15 protein-coding genes are annotated in these 19,782 nt (G+C 46.0%); 2 read left to right on the forward strand and 13 right to left on the reverse strand.

Annotated features, from left to right (window positions below):
- Window positions 1-449 precede the first annotated feature (449 nt).
- The 8 genes from AC0VXY_RS20080 to AC0VXY_RS20115 form a co-directional block, all read right to left on the reverse strand.
- A complete protein-coding gene (locus AC0VXY_RS20080) occupies window positions 450-1,520 on the reverse strand; it encodes a MupG family TIM beta-alpha barrel fold protein (RefSeq protein ID WP_475526317.1) in 1,071 nt (356 codons plus the stop codon).
- The gene (locus AC0VXY_RS20085) at window positions 1,517-2,875 is read right to left on the reverse strand and encodes a PTS transporter subunit EIIC (protein ID WP_475526318.1); all 1,359 of its coding nucleotides are present in this window, start codon (window positions 2,873-2,875) and stop codon (window positions 1,517-1,519) included. The genes AC0VXY_RS20080 and AC0VXY_RS20085 overlap by 4 nt, the downstream gene beginning before the upstream one ends.
- A gap of 94 nt (window positions 2,876-2,969) precedes the next feature.
- Entirely contained in the window at window positions 2,970-3,872 is a 903-nt protein-coding gene (gene murQ / locus AC0VXY_RS20090; protein WP_475526319.1) for an N-acetylmuramic acid 6-phosphate etherase, read from the reverse strand.
- A gap of 493 nt (window positions 3,873-4,365) precedes the next feature.
- The gene (locus AC0VXY_RS20095) at window positions 4,366-4,911 is read right to left on the reverse strand and encodes a competence protein ComK (RefSeq protein ID WP_475526320.1); all 546 of its coding nucleotides are present in this window, start codon (window positions 4,909-4,911) and stop codon (window positions 4,366-4,368) included.
- Between the two features lie 265 nt (window positions 4,912-5,176).
- A complete protein-coding gene (locus AC0VXY_RS20100) occupies window positions 5,177-8,239 on the reverse strand; it encodes a cell wall-binding repeat-containing protein (RefSeq protein ID WP_475526321.1) in 3,063 nt (1,020 codons plus the stop codon).
- Window positions 8,240-8,425: 186 nt separating this feature from the next.
- Complete coding sequence (locus AC0VXY_RS20105) at window positions 8,426-9,706, reverse strand: TRAP transporter large permease (RefSeq protein ID WP_475526322.1); 1,281 nt, start codon at window positions 9,704-9,706, stop codon at window positions 8,426-8,428.
- Between the two features lie 18 nt (window positions 9,707-9,724).
- Window positions 9,725-10,303 carry a TRAP transporter small permease gene (locus AC0VXY_RS20110; protein WP_475526323.1) on the reverse strand — a complete coding sequence of 193 codons (579 nt, stop codon included), beginning with the start codon at window positions 10,301-10,303 and terminating at the stop codon, window positions 9,725-9,727.
- Between the two features lie 14 nt (window positions 10,304-10,317).
- Window positions 10,318-11,316: a TRAP transporter substrate-binding protein gene (locus AC0VXY_RS20115; RefSeq protein ID WP_475526324.1), complete on the reverse strand. Its 999-nt coding sequence runs from the start codon at window positions 11,314-11,316 to the stop codon at window positions 10,318-10,320.
- A 404-nt stretch (window positions 11,317-11,720) separates the two neighbouring features.
- Between AC0VXY_RS20115 and AC0VXY_RS20120 the strand changes: the two genes are divergently transcribed.
- The gene (locus AC0VXY_RS20120; RefSeq protein ID WP_475526325.1) at window positions 11,721-12,785 is read left to right on the forward strand and encodes a YeiH family protein; all 1,065 of its coding nucleotides are present in this window, start codon (window positions 11,721-11,723) and stop codon (window positions 12,783-12,785) included.
- A gap of 172 nt (window positions 12,786-12,957) precedes the next feature.
- Window positions 12,958-13,656, forward strand: a complete 699-nt coding sequence (locus tag AC0VXY_RS20125; protein WP_475526326.1) for a FadR/GntR family transcriptional regulator — start codon at window positions 12,958-12,960, stop codon at window positions 13,654-13,656.
- Between the two features lie 48 nt (window positions 13,657-13,704).
- On the opposite strand, the gene AC0VXY_RS20130 is transcribed toward AC0VXY_RS20125, so the two are convergent.
- The 5 genes from AC0VXY_RS20130 to AC0VXY_RS20150 all read right to left on the reverse strand — a co-directional run bounded on the left by AC0VXY_RS20130 (window position 13,705) and on the right by AC0VXY_RS20150 (window position 19,502).
- Entirely contained in the window at window positions 13,705-14,781 is a 1,077-nt protein-coding gene (locus AC0VXY_RS20130; RefSeq protein WP_475526327.1) for an Ldh family oxidoreductase, read from the reverse strand.
- A 78-nt stretch (window positions 14,782-14,859) separates the two neighbouring features.
- Entirely contained in the window at window positions 14,860-16,017 is a 1,158-nt protein-coding gene (locus tag AC0VXY_RS20135) for a UxaA family hydrolase (protein ID WP_261749500.1), read from the reverse strand.
- 2 nt (window positions 16,018-16,019) lie between these two features.
- A complete protein-coding gene (locus AC0VXY_RS20140) occupies window positions 16,020-16,355 on the reverse strand; it encodes a UxaA family hydrolase (RefSeq protein ID WP_261749499.1) in 336 nt (111 codons plus the stop codon).
- Window positions 16,356-16,475: 120 nt separating this feature from the next.
- Window positions 16,476-17,426, reverse strand: a complete 951-nt coding sequence (locus AC0VXY_RS20145) for a hydroxyacid dehydrogenase (RefSeq protein ID WP_475526328.1) — start codon at window positions 17,424-17,426, stop codon at window positions 16,476-16,478.
- A gap of 315 nt (window positions 17,427-17,741) precedes the next feature.
- Window positions 17,742-19,502 carry a cell wall-binding repeat-containing protein gene (locus tag AC0VXY_RS20150; protein WP_475526329.1) on the reverse strand — a complete coding sequence of 587 codons (1,761 nt, stop codon included), beginning with the start codon at window positions 19,500-19,502 and terminating at the stop codon, window positions 17,742-17,744.
- Window positions 19,503-19,782 lie beyond the last annotated feature (280 nt).

Here is a 19,782-nt window from a genome sequence, read left to right on the forward strand (position 1 = left end):
CGTTTCCTTGGTTTTCGGAAAACTTTTATAAAGATGCTGTTTTCTTCTGATCTAAAAATCTTTATCCCAAATATTTTTAATGGTGTCCAAATCTCTTTCATGTAATAACTCGGCACAAGGAACTCCCCCCTTATACTAATTAAATTTCATAAATCAATATACTTATATTTACATTATAAAACCAATATCAGAATAATCTATCATTTAAAAGAAAATACTTATCGACAAATTTCTCAATGACGGTGATTGTTTTTATTATAACGAACAGAAGAAGCCGCATATGACCATAATTGATTGATTGTACTCTCGCTATTTCAAATAAAAAAGAACTTCAATAAATGAAGCCACTGAAAAAGTAGTCACTTTATAAAAATGCTGTTTTTTAGGGGGTCAAATATGTCTCCCTACCAGTCTATCGTCGCTTAGAAGCGAATCTGGAGCCTCGTTTTTTAAACATCATTTTTCATCTCTAAAATGCTGGACTTTTTCAGTGGCCTCCAATAAATGAAGTTCCTTTTAATCTCTATCCTTTGACCTGACTCAAATAACTCTATAACATCCAGGTACTCTGTACAAATTCTACCCACAACATTCACTTTAGGGTTACTCTCTAAGTCACATCGAACAATCTGCATTTCACCCTTATACCGCCCATACAGATCATTATCCTGTGTAATCGTACCCCGTGGCCGCTCCTCGGTAAGTTGTGGAGGAATCTCGCTTTCCGTCCTTGTGTCCAACAACCGAAACACATCCCGGCCCGGATCCGGTCTGAGCTGGTACTCCCCTTGGATTCCATCACTTCCTCTGTACGAGAGCTCGATGACATCCTCCTGATCAAAGCGTACAAGTTTCCCCAGCAGTTCCACAGAACAGCCCGGGTCGCCAACGAATACACCCGACACGCCCCACCGTTTCAATTGTACGGCACTGACATAAGGACTTTGACCTCGGTGGTCTTCCAAAGTGGGAAGTCCCAGATGGAGAGGGCCACGCTTCTTTTCATCCCCCGGTATAAACGCATAGATGGGAATACTGAGCGTATCATACAAATGTTGCTGCTCCAGAAAATACTCCTCATCCAACCCTGTTTCCGGTTTCGGATAGAAATTATGCCAGGCAATCCTGTTTCCTGTTTCCAGCCCGCAATCGATCCACCGCTGCAGTTCTTTTTCTCCAACGGTACTGGCATTGATGGCGATCCGAAAATGACGGGATAACTCGAGCATTTCATCCGTCGTGAATCCATCGTCCAGTCTCAGTGACGTGACGCCCAGTTCCTTCAGCTCTTCAAAATGATGAAGCCCAAGCATGGCAGGCGTCTTCTTTGACACATCGGCAAACACCTGGAATCCTTCCCTTTTAAAAAGGGACAGGAGACCTCTCACCCTCTCAGTGCTTATGCCTGATTCTTCCGGAATATGAAGGGAGGTAAAAGCGAGTTTGACACCTGACGCCGAGGCACGAAGAATCCTCGCCTCAGCATCTTCATCAGACAGATAGACGGAAATTCCGATCATTCAAACTCACTCGCCATTTCATCCTTGAACCCAAACAGGTACGTCAAAGCAAATCCTGCCGCATAGGCAATCAATAGTCCAAGAGTATAGTAGAGGATCTCTCCGGCGTTGACTAAGAAGATCAAAGGCAGACCGGATACCCCGATGGCGAACGTCGCTACATCGAAGTACGCCTGGAATGCTCCACCGAAGCCTGCTCCTAAACAAGCCGTCAGGAACGGTCTTCCTAATGGAAGGGTGACACCGAAAATCAATGGCTCACCGATTCCAAGCATCCCGGCAGGAAGCGCCCCGCCGATTGCCCGCTTCAGCTTCTTCTTTTTCGTTTTCATGAAGATGGCAAATGCCGCTCCAACCTGCCCGGCTCCGCCCATGGCAAGGATCGGTAATAGCGGGTCATCCCCGATTGTATTGATCAGTTCTAAATGGACTGGCGTCAATCCTTGATGCAAGCCTGTCACAACGAGTGGCAGGAAGGTAGCGCCAAGGACGAATCCCGCAACAAGGCCACCCATGTCAATAAGAGAAAGGAGACCATTTGTAATAATGTCAGAAATAAAACCGCCAACCGGCATAAATACCGTGTACGTCAATAAACCTGTAACGAGTAACGCTATCGTCGGCGTCACAATGATATCGACCGCCTGAGGAATGACCTTTCGAACGTTCTTCTCAACAAATGCGATGAAGATGGCTGCAATCAGCACACCAATCAATCCACCCCGGCCAGGTAGCAGATTTTCTCCGAACAGTGTTACATCACCAATCGCGGGATTGATGATCAATATCCCCGCCAAGCCACCAAGTGCCGCCGATCCGCCGAATTCCTTTGCTGCATTCATCCCGACCAGGATGCCGAGGTAACCGAATAACCCGCTTCCGATAATCGAAAGCATCATGACAAGTTGGGATTCCCCGTTCAGCAAGCCTGCCTGAACGAAGAACTTCGTGAACCCGGTGATCAATCCTGACGCGATGAGCGCAGGGATGAGGGGAATGAAGATATTTGCCACGCGTCTTAGAAGCAGCTTGAATGGCGTCGCGTTCTTTTTCTTCAGATCAGCCTTTTGCTCTGCTGCCCGTGCCTTCAGGTCAAGATTTCCTTTTGTGGAGGCAGCGAGCTTCCCGAATTCTTCCGTCACCTTATTGACCTTACCCGGCCCCAGGATGACCTGATACGTTTCATCCTCCACGAACCCAAATACTCCTTCTATCTTCTTGATCTCGGCTTTCTGAACAAGGTCCTCGTTATACACCTTCACTCTCAATCTCGTCATGCAATGTTCATAGCTTGCAATATTATCAGCACCGCCAAACCGTTCCAAAATGACTCCTGCCAATTCTTTATTCGTCACTTTCACCTTCCCCTTTCGTTCCATTTATCGATTGATTGTCCCTCCCATTCTATTTCTATGAACGGATGGGGACAGGTACCCCTATACGATAAGACTATTTTTCAATGGCCAGCCGGACATATCCGTTGGCATCTTCCAGGCGGCTCTTCGCTTCTTCGTACCCGCAGCCGAGGGTAATCATCACAATCGAAGGTTTCACTTCATTATTCGCCTTCTCAAGCGTCGCTGCGGCCGTTTCTTTATCAGCCCCCGTGATGCTCTCGATGATGCCGATCGCCCGTTGCTCAAGCTTATAGTTACTGATATTCACATCCACCATCAGGTTTCCGTAGGCTTTCCCAAGCTTGATCATGCTTGCTGTGGAAATCATATTCAGCACCATTTTCTGAGCCGTACCCGCTTTTAACCGGGTGGACCCTGTCAGTGCTTCGGGACCTGCGTCGACTTCGATCGAATGCTCAGCTTCTGCAGAAATCTTGGAACCCGTATTACAGGAAAGAGCCACCGTGGTTGCCCCTATTTCCCTTGCATATCTCAAGCCTCCGATGACATAAGGGGTACGACCGCTAGCTGCGATTCCGACAACCGTGTCCACAGGAGTCAGACCGATTTCCTGCAGATTTGCCACACCCAATCCCTCATCATCCTCAGCGCCTTCCACCGCTTTCACGAACGCCTTCTCACCGCCGGCAATCAAACCGACGACGACGTCACTATCCACGCTGAACGTCGGCGGGCATTCCACCGCATCCAGGACACCGAGCCTTCCGCTTGTACCGGCTCCCATATAAATCAGTCTTCCGCCTTGAGAAATGGACGTCACGACCTTATCGACCACTCCTTCTATTTGTGGGATGACCACTTTGACAGCCTCGGCCACCTTCTGATCTTCCTCATTCATCATGTGAAGAATATCGCCGGTACTCGCTGTATCAATCCCGAGCGTATTCTGATTCACCTTCTCTGTTGATAATTCAAAAACATTATCTTCTTTCACAAGTCATTCCTCCCAGAAATCTGTATGCGTTTACATTAATTCTATTATACTCGCTTTTAAAATAATATTTCAATTAAATTTTATATTATATGAAATTAAATTTTAAAATAGACCGTTGTTTTTGATGGGAATAGTGGGGAAGCTTTCTATTTTAATAGTTATTAATTGAAAGGGAAAGTGCTGGTTGACTTCCGCTGCAGGTGCTCGCTTTCCGCGGGGCGTGAGTTGAGCCTCCTCGGGCTATGCCCTGCGGGGTCTCAACTTTCCCGCTATTCCCCGTCGGAGTCGAGCACCTTCCGCTCCAATCAACTTCATGAGCATATAAAATAGTAAAAACACCTACAAGTTTCAGAGTTTATCCAATCCATTCTGGTTAACGGCTCATTACTAGATTCAATTATTTAACACACTCATTTTTTTGAAACAACGACAAATAGGAGTTGGAACACGTTTCCTACTCCTGTTTTTTTAATATTCGATTGTTTGTTACCTTTTAGAGGTCCGTCCCTCTGAGATCGGCGCCGAGTTCGTCCAGGTTCTGGAGGTGTGAGTGGAATCCGGGGAGGTGGAGTCCGGTTTCGTTGCGGTTCAAGGATGAGATGGACGGGATGGTGGAGAAATGAGTCATGGTGACGGCTGCCCTCTCCCTTTGTTTGATGATCACACTTTCCGAACAGTTGATTTCAAGCTGCTCTCCATTCGTGAAGTGCACATAGGTTTTTCCTTCTCTGGTGGAGGTTGACTCGATATGCTGGCAGAAGAGCCACATACAATCATAATCGGTTGGGGCCATGGTGGGTATCGCATAGATGTATTGCTGCGGGCAGATCATAAGAGGTGTTTTTCTAAGGTAGTCGAATGCATGCCGGACGGCTTTGATCCTTCCATCGTACGTGGACCTGTAAGTCATACAGGATTCATCCAGAATTTCCATGGAGGATTTTTCACTGTAAGTCTTTCTCCTATCAAAGTCATGGACGACCGACTGATGAACCCCATCATACGCTGGACAAATTGCCACAGTCCTTCGAGTAACCATCTCTTTTAAACCTTTCAAATCGAACACCTTCCTTTTCCCTTTTTCTCATAAGCCTCTATTATCAGAATCTTCTTAGATATGAGACTTTATTACTATTATATACTATTACCGAAATATTTCCATTTCTATTTGGGTTTTTTTGAGAAAAATCTCATAATTTGTGGAAATGGAATATTTCCTGGGAGATAGTGTCGAAAGAATGCTCACGCAGGCAAAAAAACCCTCCAATTGATACATGAAGATATCAAATGGAGGATTACTAATTTTATTGCGCTAAAAGTGATTCAACCACCAAATCAGAGATGGCTCCTTCTCCACCGAGGATAAAATACTGATCCGTAACGGGAGCGAACATAGCAAGGGTATCCATCGTTGTAAACTGTGGCTCTTTTGGATGAGTCAGTACAACGGGATTTCCTTCTACTGCTGCCAGGGCTGAACCGGCAAGGGCGTCCGGATAGTTCTTGCCGGTTGCGATGAAAGGTGTTGTCATGTTCAATTGCCCGGCGAAATAGCTGATAATGCTGCTATTCGTTTCATAACGGTCACTTCCACTTAGTCGTTCATAGTTCTTGAACTCTTCAGCTACCATTTCCGGAATGGCCGATTCACCTCCGATGACATAGAACTGCTCAAACATGCTTTCTTCAATATAACTCTGAACAGAATCAGGTGTTCCGTTCTTCGTGGTTAATAATATCGGCATTTCCAATGTAGCCGCGATCGGGGCAATGGAAAGGGCGTCCGCGAAGCTTTGGCCGGTTGCCACGACTGCCCGATCCGTGAAGCCTAATTGTTCAGCGATTTTCACGGACGTTTCGTAACGGTCGGCTCCACTGATGCGAGAAACCGTCTTGATACCTAAATCTTTCACTTCTTTCTCGACATTTTCCGTAATGACCGATTTCCCTCCAACCAGTATCACCTTCTTCACTTTCAGGCGCTTCAGTTCGTCCTTCACCGACTTAGGAAGGGTTGATGTATTGGTTAAGAGTAATGGTGCATCGTGGTGATAAGCAAGCGGTGTGGCGCTTAATGCATCCGGATAATTACGTCCCGTCGCAATGACCGCTACATCGGATTGGTCCCAGCCTTCACCTGAAATCTTCACGGCCGTTTCATAACGATCGCTTCCGCAGATCCGTTCCGTGCCAATATTCGCTTGAGCGATCCCTGTCACGGCACCTAAAGCATCCAGTCTTCCCCAGCCGGATACAGTATTATATCCCGGAAGGACCATTTCTGCAGGGTATGGATATTCATCTTCGTAATAGTAGCCATCACCAGGGTTATCTTCTTCACTGAATGAAATATCAAAGGCTGTCCTTGTTAATACCCTTTCTAATTGAGCAGGGGTCAACCCGTCATCATGGGATAGCAGCAAACCGGCTACTGCCGCCACATGAGGCGTCGCCATGGACGTTCCACTCATATACGTCACATTTCCATCGGGAACAAGGCTGGGGATATTCGTCCCCGGTGCCACAAGGTCGATTCCATTTCCAAAGTTTGAGTAGTCCGAGACAAGGTCCATATTATTCGTCGCCCCGACAGACACGACATATTTTGATGAGCCGGGGTAAGAAATCCCTTCCATCCCGTCATTACCGGTTGCTGCTACGACGGTCACCCCATGGTCATGGGCATATTTCAGCGCATACTCGATGACACGGCTGTAGGAACCGCCAAGACTTAAATTAATGACCTGTGCTCCGTGATCGACGGCATATTTGATTCCATAAGCGATTTGCTCTGTATCACCGCTTCCTGAAGCATCAAGTACTTTGACAGGAAGAATCTTCGCATGAGAGTTGATTCCTGCCATGGAATAGTGATCATTCGCCTCTGCTGCGATAATGCCCGATACATGTGTGCCATGACCGTGGTCATCCATCGCATCCGAATTGCGTCCTACAAAATTATAGCCGTCATTTTCCAGGACAACATTGCTTAAATCGGCAAGGGTATGATCCACTCCAGTATCGACTACTGCAATGACCGTATCCTTAAGCTTTTTATCCTTAAGAAGCTCTTGAAGCTCTTCGTATTGAATATCGGCATCTGGTGTCCCACCGTTTTCCCCTTTATTATCAAGGGACCACTGGTAAGGATATTGAACATCTGTTGATAAAGCCTTATACTGCTGGACCGGTTCAACGAACTCTACTTCATCAAGCTCTGAAATCTCTTTTGAAGCAGCTTTTAATGAAGTGGCAGATGCCGTTCCTTCTACTACATACATATTTGAGAAGAACGCATCCTTCGACTTTAATGGAGAAACCGATTCCACATCCATTGATTTCGTTTTCCCCTGGATCGTTGCTGCAGCCTTTTTATCTTTCAGTTTCACAATCAAGCGCGTTTCTTCATCTGCTGTCTTAGTAGGGGAAAGTCCCGCTTTCGCCAGAATCGAAGAAACGGTCTTATTCGTCAGGTTCGAAATCCCGACGTTTTCACCTGTGCTTTCGATTTTCTCCTGGAGGAACTCTGGAGTCGAGTCAAGTGCATGGTTGTAAAGATTATTTATCGCTTTCTCGTCTTCCTTCGAGACTTTATAGGAACTGTCGCTTCCATTCGTTGCTACATCGGCAAACAAGTCCTTTAATTGAACAAGATCACGGTAAACATTATCACGCAGCGTTTTGCTGAAGATCATTTTCGAACTGATGAAAGGAGCGGCTTTATAATAAAGAGCCGATAGATCTTGGCCATTCTCCGTTTTCGCTAAAACCGTTTCACGAACGGTACGTAAATCTCTTAAAATACTCTTTCCATTTTCTCTTTCTTTCGTACTCAACTCCGCAGGACACTCCTCAGCGATGGCTTCGTCAGATGGAGGCAGCGTCACGCCATCATAACTGATTGTGTACGGAGTCACCATATCTTCCATTTCTTCTTCGAACTCTGCATACTCTTCTTCCATACCATACGATTCAATCTTAATGTAATAAGGACCCATCCATGAGATCGGGAAGTCGATGATCGCTGGTTCGTTTTCATAGGAGTAACTCATATAACGGTCAAAAGCACGATTGTCGATGGCATTTTCCAAACTTGAATAAATCGTAACGTTCACTTCACTTTCAGACTGAAGCTTTACCCGTAAATGAGTGTAGTCGGCGATCTCTCTTTCAGAAGGATCGACCTTATACCAATGAACGGCCTCGGATGCATCGAATTCCCCATCGACAGGGTTCCCGATCGTCAACGTCCCTTCCTCATTCGGTACACCGGACTCTTCCGCCCCCACTTCCATCACGGAAAACTGGCTGAGGATAAGCGAAAAAAAGAAAACCAAAGCTACTAAACTACAAATCTTCCTTTTCATTAGAACCTCCACTTATTAAAAAATAAACTACAAAATCTATTAAACCACAGAAAGTGTAAATTGGAAATTTTTTATATATAAAGGAAAATATAGTTATTGATAGGTCGTAAACCTTATCAAAAAAATAAAGAGCCAGCCACGGTTCATTGAACAGTGACTGGCTCTTTCCATTATAGAGGTCCGTCCCTATATCCTGGTCAGGAACATGGACAGTGCCGGGAAGTAGGTGATGAGTAAAAGATCGAATACCATGACGACAATGAATGGTGTGACGGCCCGGATTAGTTTATCGTAGGAAACATCTGCGATTCCTTTTACGATAAAGAGGTCCAGTCCGACTGGAGGTGTGATCAACCCGATGGAAAGATTCACAACCATGACGACTCCGAAGAATACGGGGTCGATCCCTACTCCCATGGCTATTGGCAGAAGCAAAGGTGTCAAAATCGTAATCGCGGCAGAAGCGTTCAGGAAGCAACCTGCGATGAAGAAAATGATATTGAACATAAGTAAGATGAGTAACTTATTATCTGAGATGCTGGTCACAAGCAGGGTCAGTTGCTGGGGAATCTGTTCTGCCGTCAATAGCCACCCGAATAAGTTCGCGGCAGCGATGATGAAAACGACCATCGCTGTCATCTTGCCCGCTCTCAGGAATGATTCGGGTATGTCCTTCCAATCCATATCTTTATATACGAATTTATTAATAATGAATGCATATGCTGCAGCTGCAGCCCCGGCTTCGGTCGGAGTAAAGATCCCTCCACGGATCCCAAAAATGATGATCAGCGGCAGGACCAGGGCCAGTGCCCCTTCAACCAATGTACGCCTGAATGTAGTGAACTCAAACTTCCCTGCTTCTTCGGAATAGTTATTCTTTCTTGTGATCCAATAATTCAACATCATGATGGAAAGACCGATGAGGATTCCCGGGACAATCCCTGCGGTGAACAGATCCCCGATCGATACCCCCGCGGTCACTCCATATACGATCATGGGAATGGAAGGGGGAATGACAACCGCAATCGTACCTGCACTTGCCACCGTAGCAGCCGCAAAGCCTTTGTCATACCCTTTCTGCTCCATCATGGGGATCATCATCTTTCCGACTGCAGCCGTATCAGCAGCCCCTGAACCTGAGATTCCCGCAAAAAACATACTCGTCAACGTGGATACCTGGGCCAAGCCTGCACGAATCCAGCCGACCGTCGCAAAGGCAAAGGCCGCAATCCTCCGTCCCATGCTTCCGGACATCATGAATTCACCCGTCAGCATAAAGAAGGGAATGGCCAACAGTGGAAATGAATCCGTCGATGTGATCAACCTTTGAGGAATGACTTCCAGTGGAACATAATAAATACTCGCAAGGAATCCGGCTACGGAAGCCCAGATGAGAGAAATGGCGATCGGGACTCCGATCAGCATTAATAGAAACAACACACCAAGAGCGACTAAGGCAACGGTCATACTATCTCCCCCTTTTCATTAACTTATATTTGTTTGCTGCTGGACTTCTTCTACCTTCATGGCGTCTTTCACGACAACGTTCCCTTCTTTCACATCATATATATTGTTTATAGAGTGGATCAGACAGATTACGGCGCTGACCAGAACGGTAACGTAAATGAAGGTCATGTTGATCCCCATCGCCGGGGAGATCTGCAGTTTCGTATATTGCAGAATTCTTCCGCCAAAAAAAATGAGAAAAAGAAACAGGATCGAGTTTATGACTTCCATAGAATAATGAAGATACTTTTTTGATTTTTCAGATAAATAATGATGCAGGATTTCTACTTGAGCATGACCTCTTGCTTTGTACACGATACCGATTCCCAGGAATACAATCCATACAAATAAATAACGAATGAGTTCTTCCGCCCACGTCAAGTTAAAGACGGAAAAGTCAACCATAGGCAAAGCTTCATTTAAGAATGTGCTTTGAAGAACAAATCGGGAAAACACCTGATAAACGGTGGCGATAAATGCAATCATAAAGAATCCTATCATAACCCATCGACTGAACCGATCCATTCTATTACTCAAATGAAAGACAAACTGTTTCATCGTGTAACCCCCTTTTATTCCCGTAGACTTTCAATCTTCTCAATTAACTCTTTTCCGATGGATGCTTCAAACTCCTTATAAACAGGTTCAACTGCTTTTCTGAATGACTCTCGATCAGGATTCTCCTCGATTTGGATATCGGTATTCTTTAAATCCTCGAGAAGTTTCTCTTCGTCTTCAAGTGCTACCTGTCGTTCATATTGGATGGCTTCTTTTGCAGCTTCATCGACCACTTCTTGTAGACCTTCCGGGAGGGTGTCATGGGTTGTTTTACTCATGATGAATACAGCTGCATCGTAGTTGTGGGCAGTCAAGGATAAGTATTTTTGGACTTCGTTGAATTTATTGAGGTAAATCTGTGCCAGCGGATTTTCCTGTCCGTCCACCACATGTTGCTCTAGAGCAGTATACAATTCCCCGAACGGGATCGGGACGGGAGTGGAATCAAGTGCTTTGATGAAAGAAATATAGGGTGGTGATTCTTGGACGCGGAGCTTCAGATTCGCAGCATCGGCACTGGTCTTGATCGGCTTCTTGTTATTCGTCATATGTCTCAAGCCGTTTTCCATGTACCCGAGATTAATGAGTCCCCTATTCTCCAGGTCAGAGGCAATATCCTTTCCGATCTCGCCATCCAGCACTTTGAAAGCATGTTCCCTGCTTTCGAAGAGGTATGGAAGATTAAGAAGATTGAACTTCGGTGCAAAGTTGGTGACAGGAGCCACAGAACCTATGTGGAAATGAATCGATCCAATCTGGGCGCCTTCGATTTGATCACGTCCGTTCCCCAGCTGACTGCTCGGGAAGATATCGATTTGAATCCTGCCATTTGATCTTTCTTCAACCAGTTCTTTGAATTTCAACGCACCTTTGTGATAAGGATGTGTTTCTGTCTGCAAATGACCAAGCCTCAGCACATATTCTGCCGAACGTTCATTTCCCTTTGCCTTGTTCGAACATCCACTCACCAGGATCATCATGATGATGGTTAGTAATAACACGTACTTTTTCATGTAACACCCTCCTACTAACGAAATGTAAGCCCTTACAAATTTCTGTAGTTTAAATGATTACACTCTAGATGCAACACTCTAATGAAAGTCATGCCATAGCCATCATCATGACTCATTCTATTCCAACGGGTGACCCACGCTATGTATTCTTAACCATCCATGCCAAGTTCTTCTTAAATCAAAACAATGGGACTTTGGGAACACATCAGCATTATTCACTTCAGGTACGGTCACCCAACCACTAACACTTATTTTATTTTCAATTTTCTAAAAAATCAATACTTTTTTACAATTTACAGAAAAAATAATCATTGAATGAACAAGTTAAAAGTGGTTTAATTGAATTATATTGGTTGGGTCACTGTACCATTCGTGAGTTTTATGAATTTAAAGGGGGTTTTAAAATGAGTCCGAATGGAGCTGCAAAGACGGAGGAAACGTCTATTTCCTTGGAATCCAGAAAGATGCGTAAATCACTTCGACTGAAAAAGGGTTGGATGAAAGGAGTCATCTTAACTTTAGTACTTGCTTTACTCGCGGGAATTGTAGCGGATTTCCCCATCTTCTCCGTCATGGGTGTGATGATTATTTCCATACTGCTCGGGATGAGCTGGAAAGGATTGATGAACGTTCCGGCTGATGCTGCCCCGGGGATCACCTTCAGCAGCAAAATATTACTGAGGGCCGGGATCATCCTCATGGGATTGCGATTAAACTTTGAACAGATCCTTTCCGCCGGCTTCTCGATTGTGATCATTGATGTTGCAGTCATTGTGTTCACACTGGTCTTCATGTTGTATCTTGGAAAACTTCTATCCATTGACCGCCATCTCTCAACGTTGATTGCGGTCGGAACGGCTGTTTGCGGAGCTGCAGCCATAGTCGCCGTTGCACCCCTTATAGGGGCCAAAAAAGAACTGACTGCTATTTCGGTGGCCTTCATTGCCATCATGGGAACGATCGTGACGATATTCTATACGTTTTTATATCCCGTCCTCGGCTTCACCCCGTATGAATACGGTGTGTTGACAGGTTCCACCCTGCATGAGCTGGCCCACGTGATCGCGGCGGCTGCCCCAGGAGGAGACATCAGCAGTGATACAGCCATTCTTGTTAAACTGGGGAGAGTCGCGCTTCTTATACCTGTTGCCATTGTGCTGGGCTCCATATTTTCCAAAAAAAGCGGTAATGGCCCTGCCCCAAAGCGGACATTCAAAGACTTACCGGTTCCCTGGTTCATTTTCGGATTTCTATTCATGTGCTTAATCAATACCGTGGGATTTCTTCCTGATGCATTGACTAAAATGCTCATTGCATTAAGTATTCTACTATTATCCATGGCCATGGCCGGTCTTGGCCTCAGTGTCAATTTCTCTGAATTCAAGAAACTAAGTTCCAAAGTGCTGGTCACAGGTGTAGCTGGATCCTTTGCTTTGATACTATTGGGCCTTCTCCTTACTAAGTTATAGGGCTCCGAATGTTTCACTAGAGGTTGAGCCACTCGACATGGTACACTGAATATACAGAAAGATACCTGTCATGACATGTATCTATTCAGGCGGGAATCAATCATATTTAAATCTTAGAAGGTTGGATCAACCTGATGAAGCTACCATTTCACAAATGGATAGGGGCGATTATATGCAATTAAATCGAAAAGGCATATCTGAACAAGTGGCAGATAGCATAAAGAAGAAAATACAAGATGGAGAATTCAAAGTCGGAGACAAAATCCCCGGGGAACGGGAAATGGGAATCGAGCTTTCCGTCAGTCGGAATACGGTGAGGGAAGCATATAAGATCCTGGAAGCATACGGCTATATCACGGCGAAGCACGGGACTGGCGTATTCGTAGCAACACCTGAACATCAGATTCAAAAAATGACGGAAGCTTTCTTTGTGTCCTCCGACCAGATCGATGATTTCTTCAGCGTTCGTAAGATACTGGAGGAGTGGACGGTGAAATGGTCCATCGAGAACTCCAACGAGGAGCAATTCCGTGAATTGGAACAGATCCTGGAAGAAGCCAATGGGACCCTCGGCGCCGGAGAAGTGAATTATGAAAGGCTTGCGGAGCTTGACCATAAATTCCATTTAACATTAGCGAACAATTCAAATAATATTGTTCTCATCCGCATCATGAATTTCCTTATTGATCTACTATCGGAATCACGCACCAAATCGATCCAGATCCCCGGCAGGGCCATCCAGTCGGTCCAGGAGCATGCGAGGATACTGGAAGCCATGAAACAGAACAATATCAATCTGGCTCAGAAATATATGAAAGAGCATATAGAGAGCGTAGAGCATTCCATTAAAGAAAATATCGATTCCATTTAACGTCACCAAAAAAGCCAGCTTCCGCACCCTGGAAGCTGGCTTTCTTGGTTATCGGTTGATGGCTTGTTGAGAAGAGAGCGGCAAAGGGAATTCCACTCCGAACCGGTTCCCCAATGACTCCAGCTCCTCCAATACACTCTTGGATAACTGGACTCCCTCCTGCTGACGTTTATCCCGCTCCCTTTTCCTTCTTTCTCCGGGATAACGGATTTCATCGTTCCCCGGTGCTTTCGGAACGTCCTTCATTTCGACCAATAAGCTTTTGATAGACTCAAAGAATACATTCACATTCATGAATTTCTCAATATCCATCAGGATGAAAAAGTGCCCTACATTCGCATTTCCCTGTTCCTCATCCTCATAAATACTCTTCACGTGAGGTCCGAACGCAGCCCCCGTCATGAGGCCTGTCAGGATTTCGACCGCCAGTGCCAGGGCCGACCCCTTTGCTCCTCCTAAAGGCAGGACAGAACCATTCAGGGCCGCCTTCGGATCATTCGTCGGCTCCCCTTTTTCATCGAATGCCCATCCATCCGGGATCGTCTGTCCCTGTTTCTCCGCCAGAATGATTTTGCCCCTCGCGACAATGCTTGTGGATAAATCGATAATGACAGGCTGATCATCCCCGGTGGGAAAACCGAACGCCATAGGGTTTGTGCCGAAGAATGCTTCCTTCCCTCCCCACGGGGCTATACCAGGGGGCGAATTGGTGAAACCGATACAGGCAAGGTTCTCTTCACAAGCCAGCTGGCAGAAGTAAGAGGCTGTCCCGAAGTGATTGCTATTACGAATCGCGACGGCTGTCACACCGCTCTGTTTGGCCATCTCGATCCCTTTTTTGATCGCCTTATAGCTGATGACATGACCGAGCCCATTATCGCCGTTCACCATAAGGACAGACGGGCTTTTTTCCTCCATCACAATGGATGGGGTCAGATTGATCCTTTGATCGCTGAAGCGCTTTGCATAGATGGGCAGCCTGCTGATCCCATGACTGTCCACCCCTTCTAAATTGGCTCTTAAAAGGGATTCTGAGACGATTGCGGCATGGTCCTCCATCATCCCCATTTCCTCTAACAGCGTTTTACAAAATTGTCGTAAATCAGATTCGGCATACGTAGTCATTTTCTGCTCCTTCTCATTCGTAATGTCCTCTCCATAAACATGGACTCCCCACACATAAAATGTGCAGGGAGTAAGGAATCAGGCACTGCGATATAATTTCGTCATAACAAACTCTTTATGACCTAACGCTTCTGCACAAGTGAGTCGTCCGTTCACCGTACGGCAGATCATTTCCATTAACTGATCTCCGGCCTGCTCCAAGGAAATTTGACGGGAGAGGAGTCCTTGGACATCCACATCGATATGTTCGCTCATCGTACCCGCCGTAATCGGATTCGCCGTGATTTTCACAACCGGCTCGATCGGGTTACCGATGATATTTCCCTGGCCTGTCGGGAAAAGGTGGAGGACCGCTCCGCCGGCAGCCATCAGGGTGATGCATTCTGCCGCTGCAGAGGACGTATCCATGAAATACAGCCCGTTGCCATTGGCCGGTGCTTCGGCAGGATCCAACACGCCGATGACCTCTTTCGTACCGGTCTTGGCAATGTTACCAAGTGCTTTCTCTTCAATGGTAGAAAGTCCTCCGGCAATATTACCTTGGGTAGGCTGGGACCCTAATAAATCGACTCCCTTTGAATCGATTTCACCTACATAGTCATTGTAGACCGCCATGAACTTCTCATGTAATTCAGGTGTCGCCATACGGTCACGGATGAGATGCTCCCCGCCTGTCAATTCCGATGTTTCCCCGAAGAATACAGTGGCACCGGCTTCAACCAGACGGTCAACCGCCTGGGCCACCGTAGGGCACGATCCAAGACCTGTCGTCGTATCAGACTCACCGCATTTGATACTGACAGTTAAATCCTTCAGTTCCACAGGCTCTTTCTGAAGCTCCGAAGCCCACTGAGCATACTCCTTCGCTTTCCATGAAGCAGCACGGATCGTTTCTAAATCCCCGTTTCCTTCAATAGAGAAGTACGAAACTGGCTTCCCGGTCTCAGCAATCCCGTCAGCAATCTTCTTCGACCAGTTCTCTTCGATCCCAATGACCACCACAGCCGCCACATTAGGATTGGAGCCCGTTCCGATCATGGTTCTGAAATGCAGGTCAAGATCAGGTCCATACTGAAGTCGTCCATATGCGTGAGGCAAAGCCAATGTACCTTGAACTTGTCTGGCCACTGCTTCACAAGCCGCATTCGAAATATCATCCACCGGTAAAATAATGACGTGATTACGAATTCCAACTTTTCCATTTTCTCTGCGATAACCGTATAATGTTTGTTCCATCCTTACCACCTCGCCGTTTTAATGTTATGAGTGTGGACGTAGTCTCCTACTTCCCATTTTTCCGTCGTTACACCGATTTGAACGCCATATTTCAGCACTGGCTCATCCTTGTCTAAAGAGACCAATGAAATCTTGTGGCCCAATGGAACATCCCCTTTTGAGGTGACTTCCACTTCTGAATTGTCGTCCATGAAAATCCCAACCACCTTTTCCCCTGCTGCAATCGGTGATGTGGCGACTCCTACGTGATCACCATTGTGATGGATAAGAAACTTATGAGTGCTCACCGCTTTTGAATCTTGAGCATTTCTTTCCGTAACCTGACTATTGTGACTCATTATGTTGCCTCCTTTTAAATTGGTTGAGTGACCCAACCACTTAATCTATCTTTATTAAACCATCTATCCATCTGTTAGTCAATGAGATTATTTAAATTTTCAGAATTTATTTTCGACAAATTACACAGTGCAGAGAGAACGCTCTCCTTTTAGTACTTTCCCGATTTCCTTGGCCACCAGAAAGGAAGTACGGACCTGGGAATCTTCTGTCAGTCCGGCTACGTGAGGTGTAATGGTGACGTTCTCACAAAGAAGCAGAGGATGGGAGTCCAGGATCGGTTCCTGTTCTAATACATCCAGATAAGCTCCTGCAATCTGTTGGTTCTGTAAGGCTGCAGCCAGTGCCCGTTCATCGATGATGCCCCCTCTTGAAGTATTGATGACATAAGAAGAAGGTTTCATCCTATTTAATTCAGGTGTCGAAAGGAGATGCTCGGTTGATGGAGTCAGAGGGACATGGAGGGAAATGAAATCGGATTCCAGCAACAATTCCTCCAGGGTTTCTTTTACGTGTACACCCGTTTCTGCAACCACATGATCATATTCTGTAATGAACGGGTCATATCCGATGATTGTCATGCCAAATGCATTGGCCCGCTTTGCCACACGATGGGATATTTCCCCGAGCCCGATCAATCCAAGTGTTTTCTGATAAAGCTCACCACCCGTGTATTTCTTTCGATTCCACCCTCCATTCCGAACATCGGCACTTGCCAAATGAAGGGGTCTAGATGCACTCAGAATCGCCGTGAGTACATACTCTGCCACGGAAGTTGCATTGGCATGGCGGGCAAACACCACCGGAATTCCCTTCTCTTTCGCCCGTTTCACATCAATATTATCCAACCCGACCCCGAGCCTCCCGATGGCCTTAAGGCGGGTACCCGCTTCCATCAATTCTTGGTCTACAATTGTCTGGTTCCTGACAATCACCGCATCGTATTCAGGGAGGACCTGAAGCAGCCTCTCTCTGTCGGTCCACAGGTTTTCATCATAGTGAACCTCAAATCCTTGATCCTTCAGCTCTTCAACGCCTTCACTCCAAATTAACTCCGTGATCAATGCTTTCATTTAAATTCCTCCTCTAAGTCATTTCTTTATGGTTCAGTCACCCAACCAATAACTACTTTCATTTAATCACTTCCTGGTAGTCCGGTCAATATTTTTTGAATATTCTTTATGTTTTAGAGTTCTTCTATTAGGTTCTACATATCTATGAAAACCCCTTCTTGAAGAGTGGCCATCCCTGTCATCTCTCTCCTTAAACAAACGTTTGATTAGTTGGATTCAACCCTTTCACAGCAATGGATCAGCCTGTTAAACGATCGTTTAATATAAAAAAGCCCCGGACCATTTAAAAATAGTCCAGAACTCTAACGTTTAAATCTACTTCACTAATTTTTCAACCACACCACTCTCAACTGCACCTTCTCCACCTAATACCATGAAGTGCGTCAAGCCGTTTTCCATCACCAAACCTTTTGTCTGCTGAGGCAAGTCATCCTTTTTAACCAGCAGTAAAGGAACTTCATTGATTGCGGCAAAGACTGACCCCGTAAGTGCATCAGCAAAATCCTGGCCTGTGGCCACTACTGCATAGTCGGTAGGACCCTGGAACTCCTTATAGATGGAGGCGGCTGTATCATACCGCGTGTCACCGGCCAAACGTTCTCCGTTGTTAAAGGTTAAATCTTCACTGATGACGCCACCTCCCCCGATCACATAGGTGTTCTCGACATCCTGAAGGGCGAATCCTGTCGCTTCTGGAACCGACATGGTCTCCGTTAATAAAATAGGATACCCGTGCTGGGCTGCATATGGAGCAACGGCCAGGGCATCAGGGAAGTCATATCCATAAGCCACCACTGCCGTATCTGAATATCCCAATTCATTCGCGACGAACGCGGCCGTTTCGAACCGGTCATCTCCCCCGATTCGATCCACGTTGAGTCCGAGATCTTCAAGCTCCGCCTCGATCTTCTCCGGCACGGCTCCCTCTCCGCCAAGAATCACGGCCTGCTCTGCTTCGAGACGACCAATTTCTTCTACGGTCTCATCGGATAACCCCGCTCCATTCGTCAACAGAATCGGTGCTTCCAATTGATAGGCAAGAGGTGTTCCGACCAAGGCATCAGGGTACTCATTCCCTCTTGCAATGATGACGGTTCCGGCAGACTCCCAGCTTTCTTCTGAGATTTCAGCCGCGGTTCCGTAACGATCCTGACCGAATAAACGAGCCGTGGATTTCCCCACTGTATCATTGAAGGGCTCCATGACCTTCCAGAATTCCCCGGCCATGGCTTCATATCCCGCTTCACTCGGGTGGACATTTTGCGGGTTCGGCAGTTTCACCTGGAAGTTATCGGCCATCGCTTCTTCAACCGGTATAAATACTCCGCCACCCTGCACACTCGCTGCCTGGATCGCTTGATTCAATCCATCTAAAGCAGGCTTTAATTGTGCCTGGGTTTCTTGTGGCAAGTAAGGGAATGCGTTATAGTATCCCATCACATACACGGGTACGTCAGGATTTAATTGACGGATGATTCCTAAAGAGGTGGCGATATTCACCCCGACTTCCTTCAGGGCGGCCTGCACTTTCACAGGATCTATGGAAATCCTGCCATCCTTCTGTTCAATCAACTGCAATAAGTCATTGGCACCGGCGTCCAGTGTAATGGTATCGGCTTCCATGATTTCTTTTTGCAACCCTTTAGTGGGATCCTGTATGTCCGCCAAGACTTGTTTAGACGTATAACCCGGAACCGCAAAGCTCTTGTTAAAATCCACCTGAAACCCATCTTCCTTGAATTCATCTGTAAGGAAATCGGGATATCCCTTACCGAGGGAATTGTCATACAATACCCCCGCCGCTAACGAATCTCCCAAAGCCAGATAATCTACATACGCCTTCTCATCTTTCACTTCAGCAAGAGTCGTCGGTGCCACCATTAACGCCATCGTCATTGCTCCGGTTAACACTTTCAAAGAACGTTTCAGATTTTTTTTTAAAATGGTTCTCCTCTCTATTTTGGCAATCCAATTATAGGTATTGGCGGAAACAGTAGGATATTCCTCCTGCTTTCCATCGACAAAACCTGCAAACCAATCCTTTTGGAGGAGAAATGTCATATCCCACCGTTCCATCTGCAAATTTTGTAATAAAAATAAACAACAATCCCTATATATTCGAGACCCTTGATAGGTGAAAATAAATAAATCAAGTATAAGGGGAGTGAAGATCGTAATGAAGATGATCCAGAAGTTTCTCGCCACCTACTACTACACCCTGATCCAAAGATTGTCTTGATGAAAAGCTGAAAGAACACCTGATCCGGAAATTACACTATTATGAATAAAAATTAAGTACGTGACTCGCTCCCGCTGTTTTCAACATTTTTATAGAATGCCCTTTTTTCATTAGGTA

It is taken from the genome of Rossellomorea sp. QJM3NY_18 (genome assembly GCF_056173145.1).

What these genes read in the sequence shown, in the direction of transcription:
- AC0VXY_RS20095 (WP_475526320.1), bottom strand. Translation starts at nt 4,911, where the DNA reads ATGGTTACTCGAAGGACTGTGGCAATTTGTCCAGCGTATGATGGGGTT.
- AC0VXY_RS20120 (WP_475526325.1), top strand. Translation starts at nt 11,721, where the DNA reads ATGAGTCCGAATGGAGCTGCAAAGACGGAGGAAACGTCTATTTCCTTG.
- AC0VXY_RS20130 (WP_475526327.1), bottom strand. Translation starts at nt 14,781, where the DNA reads ATGACTACGTATGCCGAATCTGATTTACGACAATTTTGTAAAACGCTG.
- AC0VXY_RS20150 (WP_475526329.1), bottom strand. Translation starts at nt 19,502, where the DNA reads ATGGAACGGTGGGATATGACATTTCTCCTCCAAAAGGATTGGTTTGCA.
- AC0VXY_RS20140 (WP_261749499.1), bottom strand. Translation starts at nt 16,355, where the DNA reads ATGAGTCACAATAGTCAGGTTACGGAAAGAAATGCTCAAGATTCAAAA.
- AC0VXY_RS20100 (WP_475526321.1), bottom strand. Translation starts at nt 8,239, where the DNA reads ATGAAAAGGAAGATTTGTAGTTTAGTAGCTTTGGTTTTCTTTTTTTCG.
- AC0VXY_RS20105 (WP_475526322.1), bottom strand. Translation starts at nt 9,706, where the DNA reads ATGACCGTTGCCTTAGTCGCTCTTGGTGTGTTGTTTCTATTAATGCTG.
- AC0VXY_RS20145 (WP_475526328.1), bottom strand. Translation starts at nt 17,426, where the DNA reads ATGAAAGCATTGATCACGGAGTTAATTTGGAGTGAAGGCGTTGAAGAG.
- AC0VXY_RS20135 (WP_261749500.1), bottom strand. Translation starts at nt 16,017, where the DNA reads ATGGAACAAACATTATACGGTTATCGCAGAGAAAATGGAAAAGTTGGA.
- AC0VXY_RS20115 (WP_475526324.1), bottom strand. Translation starts at nt 11,316, where the DNA reads ATGAAAAAGTACGTGTTATTACTAACCATCATCATGATGATCCTGGTG.
- AC0VXY_RS20125 (WP_475526326.1), top strand. Translation starts at nt 12,958, where the DNA reads ATGCAATTAAATCGAAAAGGCATATCTGAACAAGTGGCAGATAGCATA.
- AC0VXY_RS20110 (WP_475526323.1), bottom strand. Translation starts at nt 10,303, where the DNA reads ATGAAACAGTTTGTCTTTCATTTGAGTAATAGAATGGATCGGTTCAGT.
- AC0VXY_RS20080 (WP_475526317.1), bottom strand. Translation starts at nt 1,520, where the DNA reads ATGATCGGAATTTCCGTCTATCTGTCTGATGAAGATGCTGAGGCGAGG.